Origin of the sequence: Ancylobacter gelatini, assembly GCF_022601675.1 — a bacterium.
In the GTDB taxonomy this organism is placed as follows: Bacteria; Pseudomonadota; Alphaproteobacteria; order Rhizobiales; family Xanthobacteraceae; genus Ancylobacter; species Ancylobacter gelatini.
The window spans coordinates 19,997-36,660 of the sequence record NZ_JAKVIL010000006.1 but is presented as its reverse complement, the minus strand read 5'-3'; the positions used below and the strand labels follow the sequence as shown (position 1 = coordinate 36,660).

The 16,664-nt window shown below is 67.3% G+C and carries 14 protein-coding genes; 12 read left to right on the top strand and 2 right to left on the bottom strand.

All coding sequences use genetic code 11. The features are described 5' to 3' along the window. Nucleotide 1: 1 nt before the first annotated feature. The 8 genes from MKI84_RS11880 (at nt 2) to MKI84_RS11845 (ending at nt 8,569) form a co-directional block, all read left to right on the top strand. Entirely contained in the window at nt 2-1,867 is a 1,866-nt protein-coding gene (locus MKI84_RS11880; RefSeq protein WP_241619691.1) for a methylmalonyl-CoA mutase subunit beta, read from the top strand. 57 nt (nt 1,868-1,924) lie between these two features. Beyond that, complete coding sequence (locus MKI84_RS11875; RefSeq protein ID WP_241619690.1) at nt 1,925-2,302, top strand: hypothetical protein; 378 nt, start codon at nt 1,925-1,927, stop codon at nt 2,300-2,302. A 34-nt stretch (nt 2,303-2,336) separates the two neighbouring features. Beyond that, the gene (gene scpA / locus MKI84_RS11870) at nt 2,337-4,493 is read left to right on the top strand and encodes a methylmalonyl-CoA mutase (RefSeq protein WP_241619689.1); all 2,157 of its coding nucleotides are present in this window, start codon (nt 2,337-2,339) and stop codon (nt 4,491-4,493) included. A 234-nt stretch (nt 4,494-4,727) separates the two neighbouring features. Further along, entirely contained in the window at nt 4,728-5,498 is a 771-nt protein-coding gene (locus tag MKI84_RS11865; protein ID WP_241619688.1) for a GntR family transcriptional regulator, read from the top strand. A gap of 3 nt (nt 5,499-5,501) precedes the next feature. Continuing rightward, complete coding sequence (locus MKI84_RS11860) at nt 5,502-6,293, top strand: transporter substrate-binding domain-containing protein (RefSeq protein ID WP_241619687.1); 792 nt, start codon at nt 5,502-5,504, stop codon at nt 6,291-6,293. Nucleotides 6,294-6,522: 229 nt separating this feature from the next. After that, entirely contained in the window at nt 6,523-7,194 is a 672-nt protein-coding gene (locus MKI84_RS11855; protein WP_241619685.1) for an amino acid ABC transporter permease, read from the top strand. Between the two features lie 9 nt (nt 7,195-7,203). Continuing rightward, a complete protein-coding gene (locus tag MKI84_RS11850; RefSeq protein ID WP_241619684.1) occupies nt 7,204-7,863 on the top strand; it encodes an amino acid ABC transporter permease in 660 nt (219 codons plus the stop codon). Further along, nucleotides 7,841-8,569: an amino acid ABC transporter ATP-binding protein gene (locus MKI84_RS11845; RefSeq protein ID WP_241619683.1), complete on the top strand. Its 729-nt coding sequence runs from the start codon at nt 7,841-7,843 to the stop codon at nt 8,567-8,569. The genes MKI84_RS11850 and MKI84_RS11845 overlap by 23 nt, the downstream gene beginning before the upstream one ends. A 65-nt stretch (nt 8,570-8,634) precedes the next feature. On the opposite strand, the gene MKI84_RS11840 is transcribed toward MKI84_RS11845, so the two are convergent. Next, nucleotides 8,635-9,570, bottom strand: a complete 936-nt coding sequence (locus MKI84_RS11840) for a LysR family transcriptional regulator (RefSeq protein ID WP_241619682.1) — start codon at nt 9,568-9,570, stop codon at nt 8,635-8,637. A 157-nt stretch (nt 9,571-9,727) separates the two neighbouring features. Here MKI84_RS11840 and MKI84_RS11835 point away from each other — a divergent pair, with 157 nt between their 5' ends. The 4 genes from MKI84_RS11835 to MKI84_RS11820 all read left to right on the top strand — a co-directional run bounded on the left by MKI84_RS11835 (nt 9,728) and on the right by MKI84_RS11820 (nt 15,631). Next, the gene (locus MKI84_RS11835; protein ID WP_241619681.1) at nt 9,728-10,552 is read left to right on the top strand and encodes an alpha/beta hydrolase; all 825 of its coding nucleotides are present in this window, start codon (nt 9,728-9,730) and stop codon (nt 10,550-10,552) included. An 86-nt stretch (nt 10,553-10,638) separates the two neighbouring features. Beyond that, nucleotides 10,639-11,883, top strand: a complete 1,245-nt coding sequence (locus MKI84_RS11830) for an efflux RND transporter periplasmic adaptor subunit (RefSeq protein ID WP_425353838.1) — start codon at nt 10,639-10,641, stop codon at nt 11,881-11,883. Between the two features lie 38 nt (nt 11,884-11,921). Further along, nucleotides 11,922-15,104, top strand: a complete 3,183-nt coding sequence (locus MKI84_RS11825; protein WP_241619679.1) for an efflux RND transporter permease subunit — start codon at nt 11,922-11,924, stop codon at nt 15,102-15,104. 194 nt (nt 15,105-15,298) lie between these two features. Further along, nucleotides 15,299-15,631, top strand: a complete 333-nt coding sequence (locus MKI84_RS11820) for a (2Fe-2S) ferredoxin domain-containing protein (protein ID WP_241619678.1) — start codon at nt 15,299-15,301, stop codon at nt 15,629-15,631. Between the two features lie 35 nt (nt 15,632-15,666). Here the strand turns inward: MKI84_RS11820 and MKI84_RS11815 are convergent, their stop codons facing one another. Beyond that, nucleotides 15,667-16,659, bottom strand: coding sequence for an FUSC family protein (locus MKI84_RS11815; RefSeq protein ID WP_241619677.1), 993 nt, complete (start codon nt 16,657-16,659; stop codon nt 15,667-15,669). Between the last annotated feature and the right edge of the window lie 5 nt (nt 16,660-16,664).

The window sequence follows — 16,664 nt, the reverse complement described above, 5'->3', positions numbered from 1 at the left end:
CATGGACACCGCCGCGCTCGACCTCGCCGATCTCGACCGCTTCCCGCTGCCGGGCCGCGAGGACTGGCTGAAGCTGGTCGAGGGCGTGCTGAAGGGTGGCGCTTACGACAAGCGCATGGTCACGCATACGCTAGAGAGGCTCGCCTTCGACGCGCTGGCGCCACGCCGCAAGGACGCCTCCCCGATTGCCGGGCGGGCGGCGGGCGCGCCGTGGAAGATCGCCGCGCGCATCGACCTTCCCGACGCGGCGGCCGCCAATGCGCAGGTGCTCGAAGACCTCGATGGCGGCGCAGATGCGCTCTCGCTGGTGTTCGCCTCGTCTCCCGCCGCCCATGGCTTCGGCCTGCCGACGGAGATCGCCGCGATCGCGCGCGCGCTCGACAAAGTGCTGCCGGAGCTGATCACCCTGCGCATCGAGGCCGGGCGCTTCCAGGCGCGCGACATCGCCCTGGCGCTGGCGCGGCTCTATGAGGCGCAGGACCCCGCAGCGCTCGATATTCGTTTCGGGCTCGACCCGATCGGCGATTTCGCCGCGCTCGGCACCTCCCCGCTCGACTGGGAAGGGTTGTCGGTCCGTCTCGGCCAGACCGTCTCGACACTCCGCGCACGCGGCTTCGCCGCCCCCATGGTGCGGGCGGACGGGCGGGTGCATCACGCCGCCGGCGCCGGCGATGCGCAGGAACTCGCGGCGACCCTCGCCACCGCGCTCGCCTATCTGCGCGCGCTGGAAGTCACCGGCCTGTCGGTCGAGGACGCCGCCGCGCTCATCGAGGTGACACTGACCGCCGATGTCGACCAGTTCGCCACCCAGGCCAAGCCGCGCGCCTTCCGCCTGCTATGGGCCTCGGTTCTGCAATCCTGCGGTGTCAGCGCCCCCGCGCCGGTCGCGATCCACATGGAAACCGCCTGGCGCAGCCTGACGCGGCACGACGCCCATGTGAACCTCCTGCGCGCCACCATCTCTGCCTTCGCGGCCGGCGTCGGCGGGGCCGACAGTCTCTCCGTGCTGCCGTTCACGCAGGCCATCGGCCTGCCGGAGGGGTTTGCGCGCCGCCTCGCCCGCAACACCCAGCTTATCCTGATCGAAGAAGCCAATCTCCACCGCGTCGCCGACCCGGGCGCCGGAGCGGGCGCCATCGAGGAACGAACGGATCAACTCGCCGGCGCGGCCTGGGAACTGTTCCGCGAGATCGAACGGCAAGGCGGCATGGTCGAGGCGCTGCTCTCCGGCGACTGGCAGCGGCGCATCGGCGTGGTGAGCGCCGCCCGCAAGAAGGACATCGCCACCCGCCGGCTGCCGATCACCGGCACCTCGGAATTCCCTCTGCTGGGCGAAGCGCCGGTCACCGTGCTGGCGCCGATCCCGCCGTCGTCCCCAGCGCCGGCTGACGGCACGCTGACCACCCAGCCGCTCGTCGCGTATCGCCTCGCCGAGCCGTTTGAAGCGCTGCGGGCAGCGGCGGCGGGCAGGGCGCCGACCGTGTTCCTCGCCACGCTCGGCACAGCGGCGGATTTCACCGCCCGCGCCACCTTCGCCCGCGCCCTGTTCGAGGCCGGCGGCCTTCGCGCCACGATGAATGACGGCTTCACCGACACCGCGACCCTCGCCGCCGCCTTCACGGCGAGCGGCGCGAAGCTCGCTTGCCTCTGTTCCTCCGACGCCCTGTACGCCGAAAAGGCCGAAGAGGTGGCGCGCGCGCTGAGGCGGGAGGGCGCCGGCTACGTCCTGCTCGCCGGGAAGCCGGGCGACCACGAGGACGCGTGGCGTGCGGCCGGCGTCGAGCGCTTCATCTTCGCCGATGTGGACGCGATCGAGGTGCTTCGCGATCTCCATTGCCGGCTCGGCATTGGCGGGAGGGAACCATGAGCCGCGCCGGCCGTTGCCCCAGGGTCGCTTTGTGTCGCGACCGTGAAGGGACATGCCATGAGAACGCTGATGTACGCCTGCGGCGTGGCGGCGGTCTGTGGGGCGCTTCTCGCCTCCCCGCTCTCCGCCCGGCAGGAACTCGCCCTGAATATGCACGATGGCCTGTGGCAGGTGGCGACCGAGCCGGCCACCGGCCCATGCTCGAAAAAGCTGGAATTCAAACTGTCGGTGGATGCGGGCCAGATTTCCTATGCGGGCCTGATGCCGGTGAACGCCAGCGGTTCGGTCGACCCGTTGGGCGTGATCGAGATTCGCGTGGTTCGTGGCGACGAGACGGTCGCGGCGAAGGGGCTGGTGCGCGGCGACGTGGCCTCGGGCGAATGGGTATCGCCTGCGAAGAACTGCACGGGTTCGTGGGTGGCGCGGAGGACGTGATCCTCCCGGCTCATGACGCCGAAAGGGGTGTCCGATGAGCCGCATTCCGAACTTCGCCGATATCGGCTGGGCTGCTCCGCGCACCGGCGCGCCGTTGACGCCCGGCGCTGCCTGGATGACACCGGAAGGCATCAAGGTCGCCAGCGTCTACGGCTCGTCGGACCTTGAGGGGCTCGGCTTCGTCGATGGCTATCCCGGCATCGCGCCCTTCCTGCGCGGGCCCTACCCGACCATGTATGCGACCCAGCCCTGGACCATCCGGCAATATGCCGGCTTCTCCACGGCCGAGGATTCCAATGCTTTCTACCGGCGCAATCTCGCGGCCGGGCAGAAGGGGCTCTCGGTCGCCTTCGACCTCGCCACCCATCGCGGCTATGACAGCGACCATCCGCGCGTGGCCGGCGATGTCGGCATGGCCGGGGTGGCGATCGATTCCATCTACGATATGCGCACGCTGTTCTCCGGCATTCCGCTGGACCAGATGAGTGTATCCATGACCATGAACGGCGCGGTCCTGCCCATCCTCGCGCTCTATGTCGTGGCGGCGGAAGAACAGGGCGTGAGCCCCGAAAAGCTCTCCGGGACCATCCAGAACGACATCCTCAAGGAGTTCATGGTTCGGAACACCTACATCTATCCGCCGGCGCCCTCGATGCGGATCATCTCCGACATCTTCGCCTTCACCTCGACGCACATGCCGCGCTTCAACTCGATCTCGATTTCCGGCTACCACATGCAGGAAGCCGGGGCGACGCAGGACCTGGAACTGGCCTACACGCTGGCGGACGGGGTCGACTATGTGCGCGCCGGCGCCCGCGCGGGGCTGCCGATCGACAGCTTCGCGCCGCGCCTGAGCTTCTTTTGGGCGATCGGCATGAACTTCTTCATGGAGGTCGCCAAGCTGCGCGCCGCCCGGCTGATCTGGGCGAAGCTGATGACCGAGCTCGGAGCCACCAATCCGAAGTCTCTCCCGCTGCGCACCCATTCCCAGACCTCGGGCTGGAGCCTGACCGCACAGGACGTGTTCAACAACGTCATGCGCACCATGGTGGAGGCGATGGCGGCGACGCAGGGTCACACCCAGTCGCTGCACACCAATGCGCTGGACGAGGCGCTGGCGCTGCCGACCGATTTCTCCGCCCGCATCGCCCGCAACACGCAGATCCTGCTGCAGCAGGAAAGCGGCACCACCCGCGCCATCGATCCGTGGGGCGGCTCCTTCTATGTCGAGAAGCTCACCGCCGACCTCGCGGCGAAAGCGCTTGGGCATATTCGCGAAGTCGAGGAACTTGGCGGCATGGCCAAGGCGATCGAGGCCGGCATTCCCAAGCTGCGCATCGAGGAAGCCGCCGCCACCACGCAGGCCCGCATCGATGCCGGCGCCCAGACCGTGGTCGGCGTCAACAAGTACAAGCCGGGGCACGAGCAACTCATCGACGTGCTGAAGGTCGACAATTCCGCCGTGCGCGCCGCCCAACTCGACAAGCTCAAGCGGCTGAAGGCCGAGCGTGACCCGAAGGCGGTTGATGCGACGCTCAAGGCGCTGGAGAATGGCGCGCGCGGCGATGGCAACCTGCTGGCGCTCGCCATCGACGCAGCGCGGGCCAAGGCGACGGTGGGCGAGATTTCCGACGCGCTGGAGCGCGCCTTCGGCCGGCACCGGGCGGAAATCCGTGCCGTGTCCGGCATTTATCGGCGGGAGGCGGGAGCCATGACCGACAAGGTGGAGCGGGTGCGCGCGCGCGTCGCCGCATTCGAGGCCGAGGAGGGCCGGCGCCCGCGCATCCTGGTCGCCAAGGTCGGGCAGGACGGGCATGACCGCGGCCAGAAGGTGATCGCCTCGGCCTTCGCCGATCTCGGCTTTGACGTCGATATCGGCCCGCTCTTCGCCACCCCCCAGGAAGCCGCCCGGCAGGCGGTGGAGAACGACGTCCACGTCATCGGCATCTCCTCTCTGGCCGCCGGCCACCTGACGCTGGTGCCCGAAGTGAAGGCCGCGCTAGCGGCGGAGGGGCGGCCGGACATCATGATCGTGGTGGGCGGCGTGGTGCCGCCGCAGGATTATGACGCCGTGCACGCGGCAGGTGCCGAAGCGATCTATCCGCCCGGCACCGTGATTGCCGACGCGGCAGGCGAACTGGTTGAAAAAATAGGCAAACGTCTCGGCCACGAGCGCGCGGCGGCGGAGTAGACGGACGCGCCGTCGGGCTTCGTGCCCTCGACGCGCCATTAGCCGAACGTCATTTCATTCCGTCGCCGCAAACGGCGCAGCCCTCCAAATGGCTGCGCCGTTTTCATTATTTCCCATAGGCGGACCGGACGATCCGCGCACGGGCGCCTGATGCGCAAAGCGTTGCCGCGCCTTGATCCCCGCTTGGCACGGCGCTTGCTTACATTCTTGTATACAAGTTTGTGAGCAAGCGTGATGAACCCGGCTGCCGCCAATATCGAAGAAGCCATCCTCTCGGCGATCCTTGCCGGGCGCATCAATCCGGGCACGCGGCTCGGCGAGCAGAAGCTTGCCGACCTGTTCAGCGTGTCCCGCACCCGCGTGCGCGAGGCGATGATGCGGCTGGAGACGCGCGGCGTGGTGCAGGTGAGCGCGCGGCGCGGATGGTATGTGGTCGAGCCTTCGGCCGACGAGGCGCGCGAGGCGTTCCAGACCCGGCGTGTGATCGAGACCGGCCTGCTGCACACGCTGCGCGCCGTGCCGTCCGAGGTGGTGAAAAGCCTCAAGGAGCACGTCGCCATCGAGCGCGAGGCGATCGCGGCCGGGGATGTCCACTCCCGCGCCTGCCTGCTCGGCGACTTCCACATCCATCTCGCCGACGCGCTCGGCAACCGGCTGCTGACCGAAATCATCCGCGACCTCACCGCGCGAACCACGCTGATCTCCATGCTCTACCAGCCGACGGAGAAGGCCGCCGAATCCAGCCATGACCACGAGGACATCGTGGCGGCGCTGGAAGCCGGCGACATTCCGCTCGCCGCCCGGCTGATGGACGAGCACATCCAGAAGGTCGAGGCCGGCCTCAACCTCACCGCCAAGCCGGACCCGCTCGCGGGCCTGCGCGAACTGCTGTCGCCGTCGACCTTCGCCGGCGCGCCGCCTTCCATGCCCGGCGCCGCGAATGGTGCGCACGGCCATGGCCACGCCCATACCCATCATTCCCACGCTTCCGCAAAAGAGGACTGAACGATGAACCGCCGTACCCTGCTCTCGTGCCTCGCCGGCGCGCTGACCATCGCCGCCATCCAGGCCCCGCTGCCGGCCAGCGCCGATGCCCTCGCCACCATCGAGGCCAATAAGGTCATCCGCATCGCGGTGCCGCAGGACTTCCCGCCCTTCGGCAGCGTCGGCGTCGACATGGCCCCCAAGGGCTATGATGTCGACGTCGCGAAGCTGATCGCCGACAAGCTCGGCGTGAAGCTGGAACTGGTGCCGGTGACCAGTGCCAACCGCATCCCCTATCTCCAGACCAACAAGGTCGACCTCGTCATCTCCTCGCTGGGCAAGAATGCCGAGCGCGAGAAGGTGATCGACTTCTCGATCGCCTATGCCCCGTTCTTCAACGGCGTGTTCGCCCCGGCCGACGTCGCGGTGAAGGAGATCAAGGACCTGGACGGCAAGACCATCGGCGTCACGCGCGGCGCGGTGGAAGACCTGGAACTGACCAAGATCGCCCCGGCCAGCGTCACCATCAAGCGCTACGAGGACAATAACGGCACCATCTCCGCCTTCCTCTCCGGCCAGGTCGAACTCATCGCGACCGGCAATGTGGTGGCCGCCGCGATCCTGGAGCGCAACCCGCCCAAGCGCCCGGAGATCAAGTTCCTGATCAAGAACTCGCCCTGCTTTATCGGCCTCAACAAGAATGAGCCGGCGCTGCTGGAGAAGGTCAACGCCATCATCACGAGCGCCAAGGCCGATGGCGCGCTGAACGCCATCTCCGAGAAGTGGCTCGGCGCCAAGCTGCCGGCCGAGCTGTGATCCACGCCTAATTTCGCTTTCTGCCCCTCTCGCCCTCGGGGAGAGGTGGCCCGCGCAGCGGGTCGGCGGGGAGCTCTGGTGATCGCGAAGCCAGCGCCCCCTCCACCCACCCCTCTCCCTGCCAGGGAGTAGGACGTGCCCTTTCAGCAGCATGGCCACTCCCCGCTCCGGGGCGAGGCAGTGGCATTCCCTAACGTCCCCCAACACTTCACAGCGGGAGTTCACCGTCATGAACTACGCGTTCGATTACGGCTGGCTGCTTGAATACTGGCCAGTCCTGCTCAAGGGGCTCGCCATCACGGTCGAACTCACGCTCGTCGGCGGCGTGTTCGGGGTGGCGTTGGGCGTCGCCTGCGCCTGGGCCCGCGCATTGGGGCCGAAATGGCTGCGCCCGATCGTCACCACCTATGTGGAGATGATCCGCAACACACCGTTCCTGATCCAGCTCTTCTTCATCTTCTTCGGCCTGCCCTCGCTCGGCGTCCGGCTGGGCGAGCTTGAAGCGGCGAACCTCGCCATGATCATCAATCTCGGCGCCTATGGCTGCGAGATCGTGCGCGCGGGCATCCAGGCGACGCCAAAAGGCCAGTTCGAGGCCGGGGCGAGCCTCGGCATGAGCCGGATCCAGACCTTCTGGTATGTGGTTTTGATCCCCGCGCTGCAACGCATCTGGCCCGCGCTGTCCTCGCAGATCGTCATCGTGATGCTCGGCTCGGCGGCGGTGTCGCAGATCGCGGCGGAAGACCTGACCTTCGCGGCGAACTTCATCCAGTCGCGCACCTTCCGCGCCTTCGAGGCCTATTTCGTCTCGACCGCGATCTATCTCGCGCTCGCCATCGCGCTGCGCCAGATGTTGCGCGGGCTAGGCTGGTCGCTGTTTCCCAAGCGTTCCGGCCGGTAGGAGGCTGACATGAACGAATTCACCGACTGGGATATCCTGCGCAACCTGCTGCTCGCGGCGCGCTGGACGGTGGCGCTGTCCATCGTCTCCTTCATCGGCGGCGGCATTGTCGGCGCCCTGCTTCTGCTGCTGCGCATCGGCGAGGGACGCGCCGGTCAGATATTCACCAAGGTTTACATCGAGCTGTTCCAGGGCACGCCGCTGCTGATGCAGCTGTTCCTCGCCTTCTTCGGCCTCGGCCTGTTCGGCATCGACGTGCCGGCCTGGCTCGCGGCGACGGTGGCGCTGATCCTGTGGACCGCCGCCTTCCTGGTCGAGATCTGGCGCGGCTGCGTGGAATCCATCGCCAAGGGGCAGTGGGAAGCCTCCTCCAGCCTTGGCATGGGGTACCTCCAGCAGATGCGCTACGTCATCCTGCCCCAGGCGCTGCGCATCGCCGTCCCGCCCACCGTCGGCTTCTCGGTACAGGTGGTGAAGGGCACGGCGCTGACCTCGATCATCGGCTTCGTCGAACTGGCCAAGGCCGGCACCGTACTGACCAACGCCACCTTCCAGCCCTTCACCGTCTACGGCTTCGTTGCACTGATCTATTTCTGCCTGTGTTGGCCCCTCTCCAAGTCGAGCCAGGTACTCGAAAGGAAACTCAATGTCGCTCATCGAAATCACTGAAGTGAAGAAGCGCTTCGGCGACAACGAAGTGCTCAAGGGTATCAATATCGACGTCGAGCCCGGCGAAGTCATCGCCATCATCGGCAAGTCGGGCTCGGGTAAATCCACGCTGCTGCGCTGCATCAACGGGCTGGAGACCATTGACGAGGGCTCCATCTCGGTCGCCGGCGCCCAGTTGCTGCCGGACGAACTGCACCTCAAGGCGCTGCGCCTGAAGGTCGGGATGATCTTCCAGCAGTTCAACCTGTTCCCGCATCTGTCGGCGGGAAAGAACGTGATGCTCTCGCAGATGGTGGTGAAGAAGACGCCGAAGGCCGAGGCCGAGGAGATGGCCAAGAAGATGCTGGAGCGCGTCGGGCTTGGCCACAAGTTCGACGCCTATCCCGACCAGCTCTCCGGCGGCCAGCAGCAGCGCGTCGCCATCGCCCGCGCGCTGGCCATGGAGCCGATCGCGCTTCTCTGCGACGAGATCACCTCCGCGCTCGACCCCGAACTGGTGAACGAGGTGCTCGCCGTGGTGAAGGAACTGGCGAGCGAGGGGATGACGTTGCTCATGGTGACCCATGAGATGCGCTTCGCCCGCGATGTGTGCTCACGCGTGGTGTTCATGCATATGGGCCGTGTGCACGAGATCGGGCGGCCGGAAGACGTGTTCGCCAATCCGAAGACGCCCGAGCTCAAACAGTTCCTGGGCATGCAGCACTGACATCGGAGGGGGCGCGGCGCCCGGCCGGTGCCGCGTCCCCGACAGATCGACGGCGACCGGACCGGCTAGCCCGGAAACATCGAACCCGGGCGCAGGCGATAGACATTGGCGGACGCGAACAGCTCCGCCACCCAGTCGACGAACACGCGCAACCGGCTGCTCAGGTGCCGGTTCGGCGAATAGACGACATGGAGCACGATGGGAGCACCCCTCCATTCCGGCAGCACCGGCACCAAAAGGCCGGCCCGCAGATAGGACTCGATCATCGGCTCGATTGACTGCGCGATGCCGAGCCCGGCCAAAGCCGCCGCGAGATAGGCGGTGGAATCGTTCACCGCCACCGCATAGGGCAGGTTGAGATCGTAGCTCTCGGCGCCGCGCACGATGCTGAATGGCCCGTGACGGCCGGTGCGGGCGTTGAAATAGGCCACAACGCTATGGCCCTCCTGAAGGTCGAGCGGATGGGCCGGCATGCCGTGGCGCTCCACATAGCCCGGCGTCGCGCACAGCATGGCCTGCACCTGCCCGATGCGCCGGGCGATCAGCGTCGGATCGGCGAGATCGCCGCCGCGTATCGCGCAGTCGATATTTTCGGCGATGAGATCGGCGGAGCGATCGGAGACGCCGAGGTCGACGCGGATATCGGGATAGCGGGCGTGAAACTCCGGCAATGCCGGTATCAGCACGAACAGGGCGAGCGAGGAGGCGACATCCACGCGCAGCCGGCCGGAGGGGCTGGCCTGCGAATGTGACATCGAGCCGTCCAGTTCGTCGAGATCCGAGAGCAGCGCCACCGCTCGCTCGTAATAGGCCGCCCCGTCCGGGGTAACGCCGACGCGGCGGGTGGTGCGGTTCAGCAGCTTGGTGTGCAGATGCGCCTCAAGTTGTTGAACCAGCTTGGTTACGGTCGGCTTGGGCATGTCGAGCAGGTCCGAGGCGCGGGTGAAGGTCCCGGCTTCGACCACGCGAACGAAGGCCCGCATTGCGGCGATCTGATCCATAAGCTCCCCCGGTCCGCTGCTGGATTATTTCCATATGTGAATAATGATATGCTGAATCTGGTATTTTTTCGCCAGATCACGCGCACTAGTTTTCGCCGCACTGCAGCAAGGGAAATCGGGTGGCAATGGGCTCCCGTCCCGGCGGATGGTGAGCGCCATGTCGGCTTTATGGACCGAGGACACGCTGGAACTGGACGGGACGGCCTGGCCGGTCCGCGTCTACCGTTCCGCCGCGTCGCCGCGTCCGGCGCCGCTGGTGCTCCACCTGCACGGCGGCACCTTCACCTGCGGCGATCTCGATTGCAGCGCCTATATCTGCCGGGCCATGGCGGAAGCCGGCGCGGTGGTGGTGTCGCTGGACTACCCGCTCGCGCCTGAGCACCCTTTCCCCGCCGCGCTGAATGTCAGCTTCGCCGCGCTCGGCCTGCTGCATCGTGAGCGTGCCCGCTGGGCAGGGCGCGGGGCCAAGCTGTTCGTGGCAGGAGAGGAAGGCGGCGCCAATATCGCCACCGCGCTGACGCTGATGGCCCGTGACCAGAACCACCCGCCGGTCGCCGGGCAGATCCTTCTGTCGCCGATGCTCGACCCCAATCTGGGCTCCAAGTCGATCCACGCCGCCGCGGCCGGCGCCGCTGGCTGCAAATGGGCGGATGGCTGGCACGATTATCTCGGCACCGCCGACAAGGCCGCCCACCCTTACGCCGCGCCTCTGGGCTCGCGTCGTCTCGGCGGCGTCGCCCCGGCACTGATCGTCACCTGTGACGAATGCCCCACCCGCGACGAGGGCGTCGACTATGGCCGCCGGCTCCAGGCCTGCGGCGTTCCGGTTGAAAGCCACGTCCTCGCCGATACGGCCGACCTGCCGCAGAGCGGCCCGCCGGACGCCGCGAGCCTTCCTTCCTGGGCCGAGCCGTTGCGCCGGCTGTTCGAGACTTTTCTGACGGCGCACGCCGTCGCTCCTAATCGCACTATTCGGGCCTAGAGCCGGAGATTTTTGCCATGAGTCACAGTGACCCTCGCCTCGACGCAGACGATAGAATCGAACACGCCGATATCGCCCGCGATATTATGAACGGCCTCACTCCGCTGCATCCGCGCCGCCGGCCGGCTGCCGGCCTCGCCATTGTCACCGCCGCGGTCATCTTCGGCGCGGCCGTCGTGCTCGCCAGCATCGGCGACCGCGCGCTGGCGACCGATCCCGCTCCCTCCAGCGCCGCGCCGCAGGCCACCCCGGTCTCGGTCGCGGTGCTTCAATCGCGCGACACCATGCGCTGGGACGAGTTCTCCGGCCGCCTGAGCGCCGTGGAGCGTGTCGACATCCGCCCCCGTGTGGCCGGGGCGGTGAAGTCGGTGCATTTCCGTGAAGGCGCGCTGGTGAAGCAGGGCGACCTGCTGGTCACGATCGATCCCGAGCCGTTCAAGGCCGAACTTGACCGGGCCGAGGCACAGGCCGCCGCCGCCGAGGCCCGGCTGCTCTTCACCAAGAACGAGCTCGACCGCGGCCAGAGGCTGGTGGATTCGCGCGTCGTCTCGGTGCAGGACCTCGACCAGCGCACCAATAATTACAAGGAAGCGCAGGCCAATCTGCGCGCCGCGCAGGCGGACGTGCAGACCGCCCGGCTCGATCTCGGCTACACCGAGGTCCGCGCTCCGGTGGATGGGCGCGTCGGGCGCATCGATGTCACCGTCGGCAATCTGGTCGCCGCCGGCCCGACGTCTCCTGTCCTGACCACTCTGGTCTCGGTCGACCCGATCTATGTCGGCTTCGCGGCGGATGAGAACGCGGTGAGCGAGGCGCTGGCCACGCTCGGCGATGGCGACGTGCTGAGCCAGATCGACCGCATTCCGGTCGAGATCACCACCGCGACCACCGGCGGCAAGCCGGTCAGCGGCCGCCTCCAGCTCGTCGACAACCAGGTCGACGCCGCCACCGGCACCTTCCGGCTGCGCGCGGTGTTCGACAATCCCGACGGCCGCCTCGTTCCCGGCCAGTTTGCCCGGGTGCGCATGGGTCGCGGCAAGACCGAGCCGGCGCTGGTGATCAATGAGCGCGCCGTCGGCACCGACCAGGACAAGAAGTTCGTGTTCGTGGTCGATGCCGACAACAAGGCGGCGTATCGCGAGGTCAAGCTCGGCTCCACCTCCGAGGGCCTTCGCGTCGTGACCCAGGGCCTCTCGGCAGGCGAGCGTGTGGTGGTCAATGGCCTCCAGCGCGTGCGCCCCGGCGCCCTGCTCGCCCCGGAAGTCGTGCCGATGCAGACCGCCCGCGCCACCGAAGCCGATTCCCGCAACAGCGACGTCGCCGCGCGCTGAGCGGCTTCTTCCGACACCCCCTGTGAGGGGAGGACGCCATGAACTTGTCCCGATTTTTCATCGACCGGCCGATCTTCGCCGGGGTGTTGTCGGTTCTGATCTTCCTCGCCGGCCTGCTGGCGCTGCGCGTGATGCCGATCTCGGAATATCCCGAGGTCGTGCCGCCGCAGGTGATCGTGCGCGCCACCTATCCCGGCGCCAACCCGAAGGTCATTGCCGCCACCGTCGCCACCCCGATCGAGGAGGCGATCAACGGCGTGGAGGACATGCTCTACATGTCCTCGCAGGCGACCACTGACGGCGTGATGACGCTGACCGTCACCTTCAAGCTGGGCACCGACCCCGACAAGGCGACGCAGCTGGTGCAGAACCGCGTCAGCCAGGCCGAGCCGCGCCTGCCTGAGGAAGTGCGCAGCCTGGGCGTGACCACCGCCAAGAGCTCGCCCAACTTCATCATGGTCGTGCATCTGGTCTCGCCGAACGACCGCTACGACATCACCTACCTGCGCAATTACGCGGTCCTGAACGTGAAGGACCGGCTGGCCCGCATCGGCGGCGTCGGCCAGATCGACATTTTCGGCGCCGGCGACTACTCGATGCGGGTCTGGCTGGACCCGCAGAAGATCGCCGAGCACGGACTCTCCGCTGGCGATGTCGCCAATGAAATCCGCGCGCAGAACGTGCAGGCCGCCGCCGGCATCGTCGGCGCGTCCCCGGCCGCCGAGGGCGTCGATCTCCAGCTCTCCGTCAATGCGCAGGGCCGTCTGGAGACCGAAGAGGAATTCGGCGACATCGTGGTGAAGACCGGCGCCGACGGGCAGGTGGTGCGCCTGCGCGACGTCGCCCGGATCGAACTCGGCGCGGCCGACTATGCGCTGCGCTCGCTGCTCGACAACAAGCAGGCGGTCGGCATCGGCGTGTTCCAGGCGCCGGGTTCCAACGCGCTGGAGATCGCCGAGAATGTCCGCGCGACGATGGAAGAGGTGAAGCAGACGATGCCGGAAGGCGTCGACTACGCCATCGTCTACGATACCACCCGCTTCGTCGACGCCTCGATCGAGGCGGTGGTGCACACGCTGTTCGAGGCGGTGCTGCTGGTGGTGATCGTCGTCGTGGTGTTCCTGCAGACCTGGCGCGCCTCCATCATCCCGCTGCTCGCCGTGCCGGTGTCGATCGTCGGCACCTTCGCGATCATGTATCTGTTCGGCTTCTCCATCAACGCGCTCAGCCTGTTCGGGCTGGTGCTCGCCATCGGCATCGTGGTCGATGACGCGATCGTGGTGGTGGAGAATGTCGAGCGCAACATCGAGAACGGCCTGTCGCCCCGCGAGGCCTCCTATCAGGCCATGAGCGAGGTGTCCGGCCCGATCATCGCCATCGCGCTCGTGCTGGTCGCGGTGTTCGTGCCGCTGGCCTTCATCTCCGGCCTGACCGGACAGTTCTACCGCCAGTTCGCGCTGACCATCGCCATCTCGACGGTGATCTCGGCGGTCAACTCGCTCACCCTGTCCCCGGCGCTCGCCGCGCTGCTGCTGAAGGGCCACCACGCCGAACCGGATCGGCTCCAGCGGGTGATCAATTTCCTGCTCGGCTGGTTCTTCCGCGGCTTCAACTATGTGTTCGCGCGCGGTTCGCACGGCTATGGCGCCGGCGTGCGCGGCACGCTGAAGGCCAAGAGCCTCGTCATGGTGTTCTACGCCGTGATGCTGGGGGCGACGTGGTGGCTGTTCCAGGCGGTGCCTTCCGGCTTCGTGCCGGCGCAGGACAAGCAGTATCTGGTCGGCTTCGCCCAGCTGCCCGACGGCGCGACGCTCGACCGGACGGAAGAGGTGATCCGCCGCATGACGGAAATCACCTTGGCCGAGCCGGGCGTCGCCAACGCGGTCGCCTTCCCCGGCCTGTCGATCGCCGGCTTCTCCAACTCGTCCAATGCCGGCATCGTGTTCTCGACGCTGAAGCCGTTCGAGGAACGCCAGGATCCCTCGCTCTCGGCCGGCGCCATCGCCATGTCGCTCAACCAGAAGTACGGCGTGATCCAGGATGCCTTCATCGCCATGTTCCCTCCGCCTCCGGTGCAGGGACTCGGCGTGGTCGGCGGCTTCAAGATGCAGCTCGAAGACCGCGCCGGACGCGGCTACGAAGAACTCGCCAACGTCACCAACGCCTTCATGGCCAAGGCGATGGCGGCGCCGGAACTGGTGGGCCAGTTCACCACCTTCCAGGTGAACGTGCCGCAACTGTTCGCGAATGTGGACCGCACCAAGGCCCGCCAACTCGGCGTGCCGATCCAATCGGTGTTCGAGACGCTGCAGGTCTATCTCGGCTCGCTCTACGTGAACGACTTCAACAAGTTCGGCCGCACCTACTCGGTGCGCGTACAGGCCGACGCGCCGTTCCGTGCCCGGCCCGAGGATATCGGCAAGCTCAAGGTCCGCTCCGTCAGCGGCGAGATGATCCCGCTATCGGCGCTGCTGAAGGTGGAGCCGACCGCGGGACCGGAACGCGCGCAGCGCTATAACGGCTTCCTCACCGCCGACTTCAATGCCTCACCCGCTCCTGGTTTCTCGTCGGGACAGGCGCAGGACGCGGCGGCGCGGATCGCGAAAGAGGTGCTTCCGCCGGGCTTCGACTTCGAATGGACCGACCTGACCTATCAGGAAATCCTCGCCGGCAATTCCGCCACGCTGGTGTTTCCGCTCGCCATCCTGCTCGTCTTCCTCGTACTGGCGGCGCAGTATGAAAGCCTGACACTGCCCATCGCGATTATCCTGATCGTGCCGATGGGCCTCCTGGCGGCGCTGTTCGGGGTCTGGCTCAGCGGCGGCGACAACAACGTGTTCACGCAGATCGGCCTCGTCGTCCTTGTCGGCCTCTCGGCGAAGAACGCGATCCTGATCGTCGAGTTCGCCCGCGAACTGGAGTTCCAGGGCCGCAACCCGGTGGAAGCGGCGATCGAGGCCAGCCGGCTGCGCCTGCGGCCGATCCTGATGACCTCCTTCGCCTTCATCATGGGCGTGCTGCCGCTGGTGCTCTCCACCGGCGCCGGCGCGGAGATGCGGCAGGCCATGGGCATCGCGGTGTTCTCCGGGATGATCGGCGTGACCTTCTTCGGCCTGTTCCTGACCCCCGTGTTCTACGTGCTGCTGCGGCTGCTCACCGGCAACCGCCCGCTGCGCCAGCACGGGGCCTCCCCGATCCCTCACCCCGCCCCGGCGGAGTGAGCCCCCCTGAGGCCCGTCCGACCCTGCAGGTCCCCTACCTGTAGGACGGGCCTCCGGCCGGCTGGAAGGCACAGCAGAGCAGCCCGGAGGCGCCCCGCCCCCTTGCGTGCTTCGGTCTGCCCCGCCTTCCAGCCGGCCTTTCCATTTTTCCGCCGGCATGGCACAGGGCGCGCCATGAACAGGCGAGCGGCGCGATGAAACCGATACGATCCGACTGGACGGACATCGTGCTGGTGTGCCGCAAATGCGCGAAGAAGCTGGATGGCGGCTTCGGTCCCGATGGGAAGCAAAGCCTGCCCAAGGCGCTGCGCGCCGAGATTGCCCGTCGCGAGGGCGCCAAACCTCAGAAGAAGCCCCGCCGCAACGGCGCGCGCGTCGCCGTGGTCGAGGTGTCCTGCCTCGATATCTGCCCGAAGAACGCCGTGGTGACCATCGCCTCCCGTGAGCCGGGCTGCTGGCATCTGGTTCGCGAGGGCGAGGATGTCAGCGCGCTGCTGGACCGGCTGGCCCCGCGCGACGCCGACTGAACGGCTGCCGCGCTCACTTTCCGCCCACTGGCTTCTCAGGCGGAGGCCTTGGCCGGCTCGGCGGGTCGGGGGTTCAGCGCCCAGATCAGCACCGTCATGATGCTCACCCCGATCACGATGCCGATCAGCCGGTCGATCGGCGGCAGGATGCTGTCCGGCGGGCCGGTGCCCACCATCGTCACCAGCAGCGCGATCGCCGACTGGGTGCCGATATAGGCATTGGGCGTCTTGCCCAGATGCATCCGGGCGAAGGTGAACACACCGAGCCCCATGCTGATGGTCCACCACCAGATGTGCACCGCGTCGATCCAGATGATGGCCAGCGCGGTGGTGCCGCCGATGATGCAGCCCAGAATGCGCTGCCAGCCGCGATGGCGCGACGCGGCGGGATTGGCGTCGATGATGATCAGGCTGGAAATCAGCACCTGCACCAGTTGCGGCAGGTTGAACAACGACCACACGATCACGATGGTCGCGACGCCCAGGGCGCCGATCGCCGACTGCCGGAGCGCGCTCTCCGCCGTGGTGGCCGTGGACTGGGCGACGAGGCGATGCGGCAAGCTCGGCTCGCCCGGCCCGATCGCCCAGTTCGCCAGCGTGGCGACCGTCACCCCGATGACGATCTCGTAGCAGCGATACCAGGCGAAGGAGTAGATCTGATCCGGCGTGGTCATCGCGCAGGCGATCATCAGCATGAAGGTCAGCGCGCCATAGAACCAGGCATAGCCATAGGCGCTGCGCTGGCGGCCATAGGTGCCGATGCCCGCCGCCAGCGCGACCAGCACGAGTTGCGCCGGCGGCAGTGGCTCGCTCCACAGCGCGGCGACATAGCCGGTGGTGACCCCGACAATGGTTCCGACCACGCGCAGCACGCCCTTGGTGAACAGCGCGTCGCGGTCGGTGTTGGAGATGATCATCACGCTGAGCGCGGCCCAATAGGGCTGCTCCAGCCCCATCCACAGCGCGATATAGACCGCGACGATCACGCCGACGGCGGTGGCGAGGGCCTGGCGGGAAATGTCATCCATCGCCG

Excerpts from the sequence above, each read along its gene's own strand:
- MKI84_RS11815 (WP_241619677.1), bottom strand. The coding sequence starts at position 16,659 with ATGGATGACATTTCCCGCCAGGCCCTCGCCACCGCCGTCGGCGTGATC.
- MKI84_RS11860 (WP_241619687.1), top strand. The coding sequence starts at position 5,502 with ATGAACCGCCGTACCCTGCTCTCGTGCCTCGCCGGCGCGCTGACCATC.
- MKI84_RS11865 (WP_241619688.1), top strand. The coding sequence starts at position 4,728 with ATGAACCCGGCTGCCGCCAATATCGAAGAAGCCATCCTCTCGGCGATC.
- MKI84_RS11875 (WP_241619690.1), top strand. The coding sequence starts at position 1,925 with ATGAGAACGCTGATGTACGCCTGCGGCGTGGCGGCGGTCTGTGGGGCG.
- MKI84_RS11880 (WP_241619691.1), top strand. The coding sequence starts at position 2 with ATGGACACCGCCGCGCTCGACCTCGCCGATCTCGACCGCTTCCCGCTG.
- scpA (WP_241619689.1), top strand. The coding sequence starts at position 2,337 with ATGAGCCGCATTCCGAACTTCGCCGATATCGGCTGGGCTGCTCCGCGC.
- MKI84_RS11845 (WP_241619683.1), top strand. The coding sequence starts at position 7,841 with ATGTCGCTCATCGAAATCACTGAAGTGAAGAAGCGCTTCGGCGACAAC.
- MKI84_RS11850 (WP_241619684.1), top strand. The coding sequence starts at position 7,204 with ATGAACGAATTCACCGACTGGGATATCCTGCGCAACCTGCTGCTCGCG.
- MKI84_RS11840 (WP_241619682.1), bottom strand. The coding sequence starts at position 9,570 with ATGGATCAGATCGCCGCAATGCGGGCCTTCGTTCGCGTGGTCGAAGCC.
- MKI84_RS11825 (WP_241619679.1), top strand. The coding sequence starts at position 11,922 with ATGAACTTGTCCCGATTTTTCATCGACCGGCCGATCTTCGCCGGGGTG.
- MKI84_RS11820 (WP_241619678.1), top strand. The coding sequence starts at position 15,299 with ATGAAACCGATACGATCCGACTGGACGGACATCGTGCTGGTGTGCCGC.
- MKI84_RS11830 (WP_425353838.1), top strand. The coding sequence starts at position 10,639 with ATGAACGGCCTCACTCCGCTGCATCCGCGCCGCCGGCCGGCTGCCGGC.
- MKI84_RS11835 (WP_241619681.1), top strand. The coding sequence starts at position 9,728 with ATGTCGGCTTTATGGACCGAGGACACGCTGGAACTGGACGGGACGGCC.
- MKI84_RS11855 (WP_241619685.1), top strand. The coding sequence starts at position 6,523 with ATGAACTACGCGTTCGATTACGGCTGGCTGCTTGAATACTGGCCAGTC.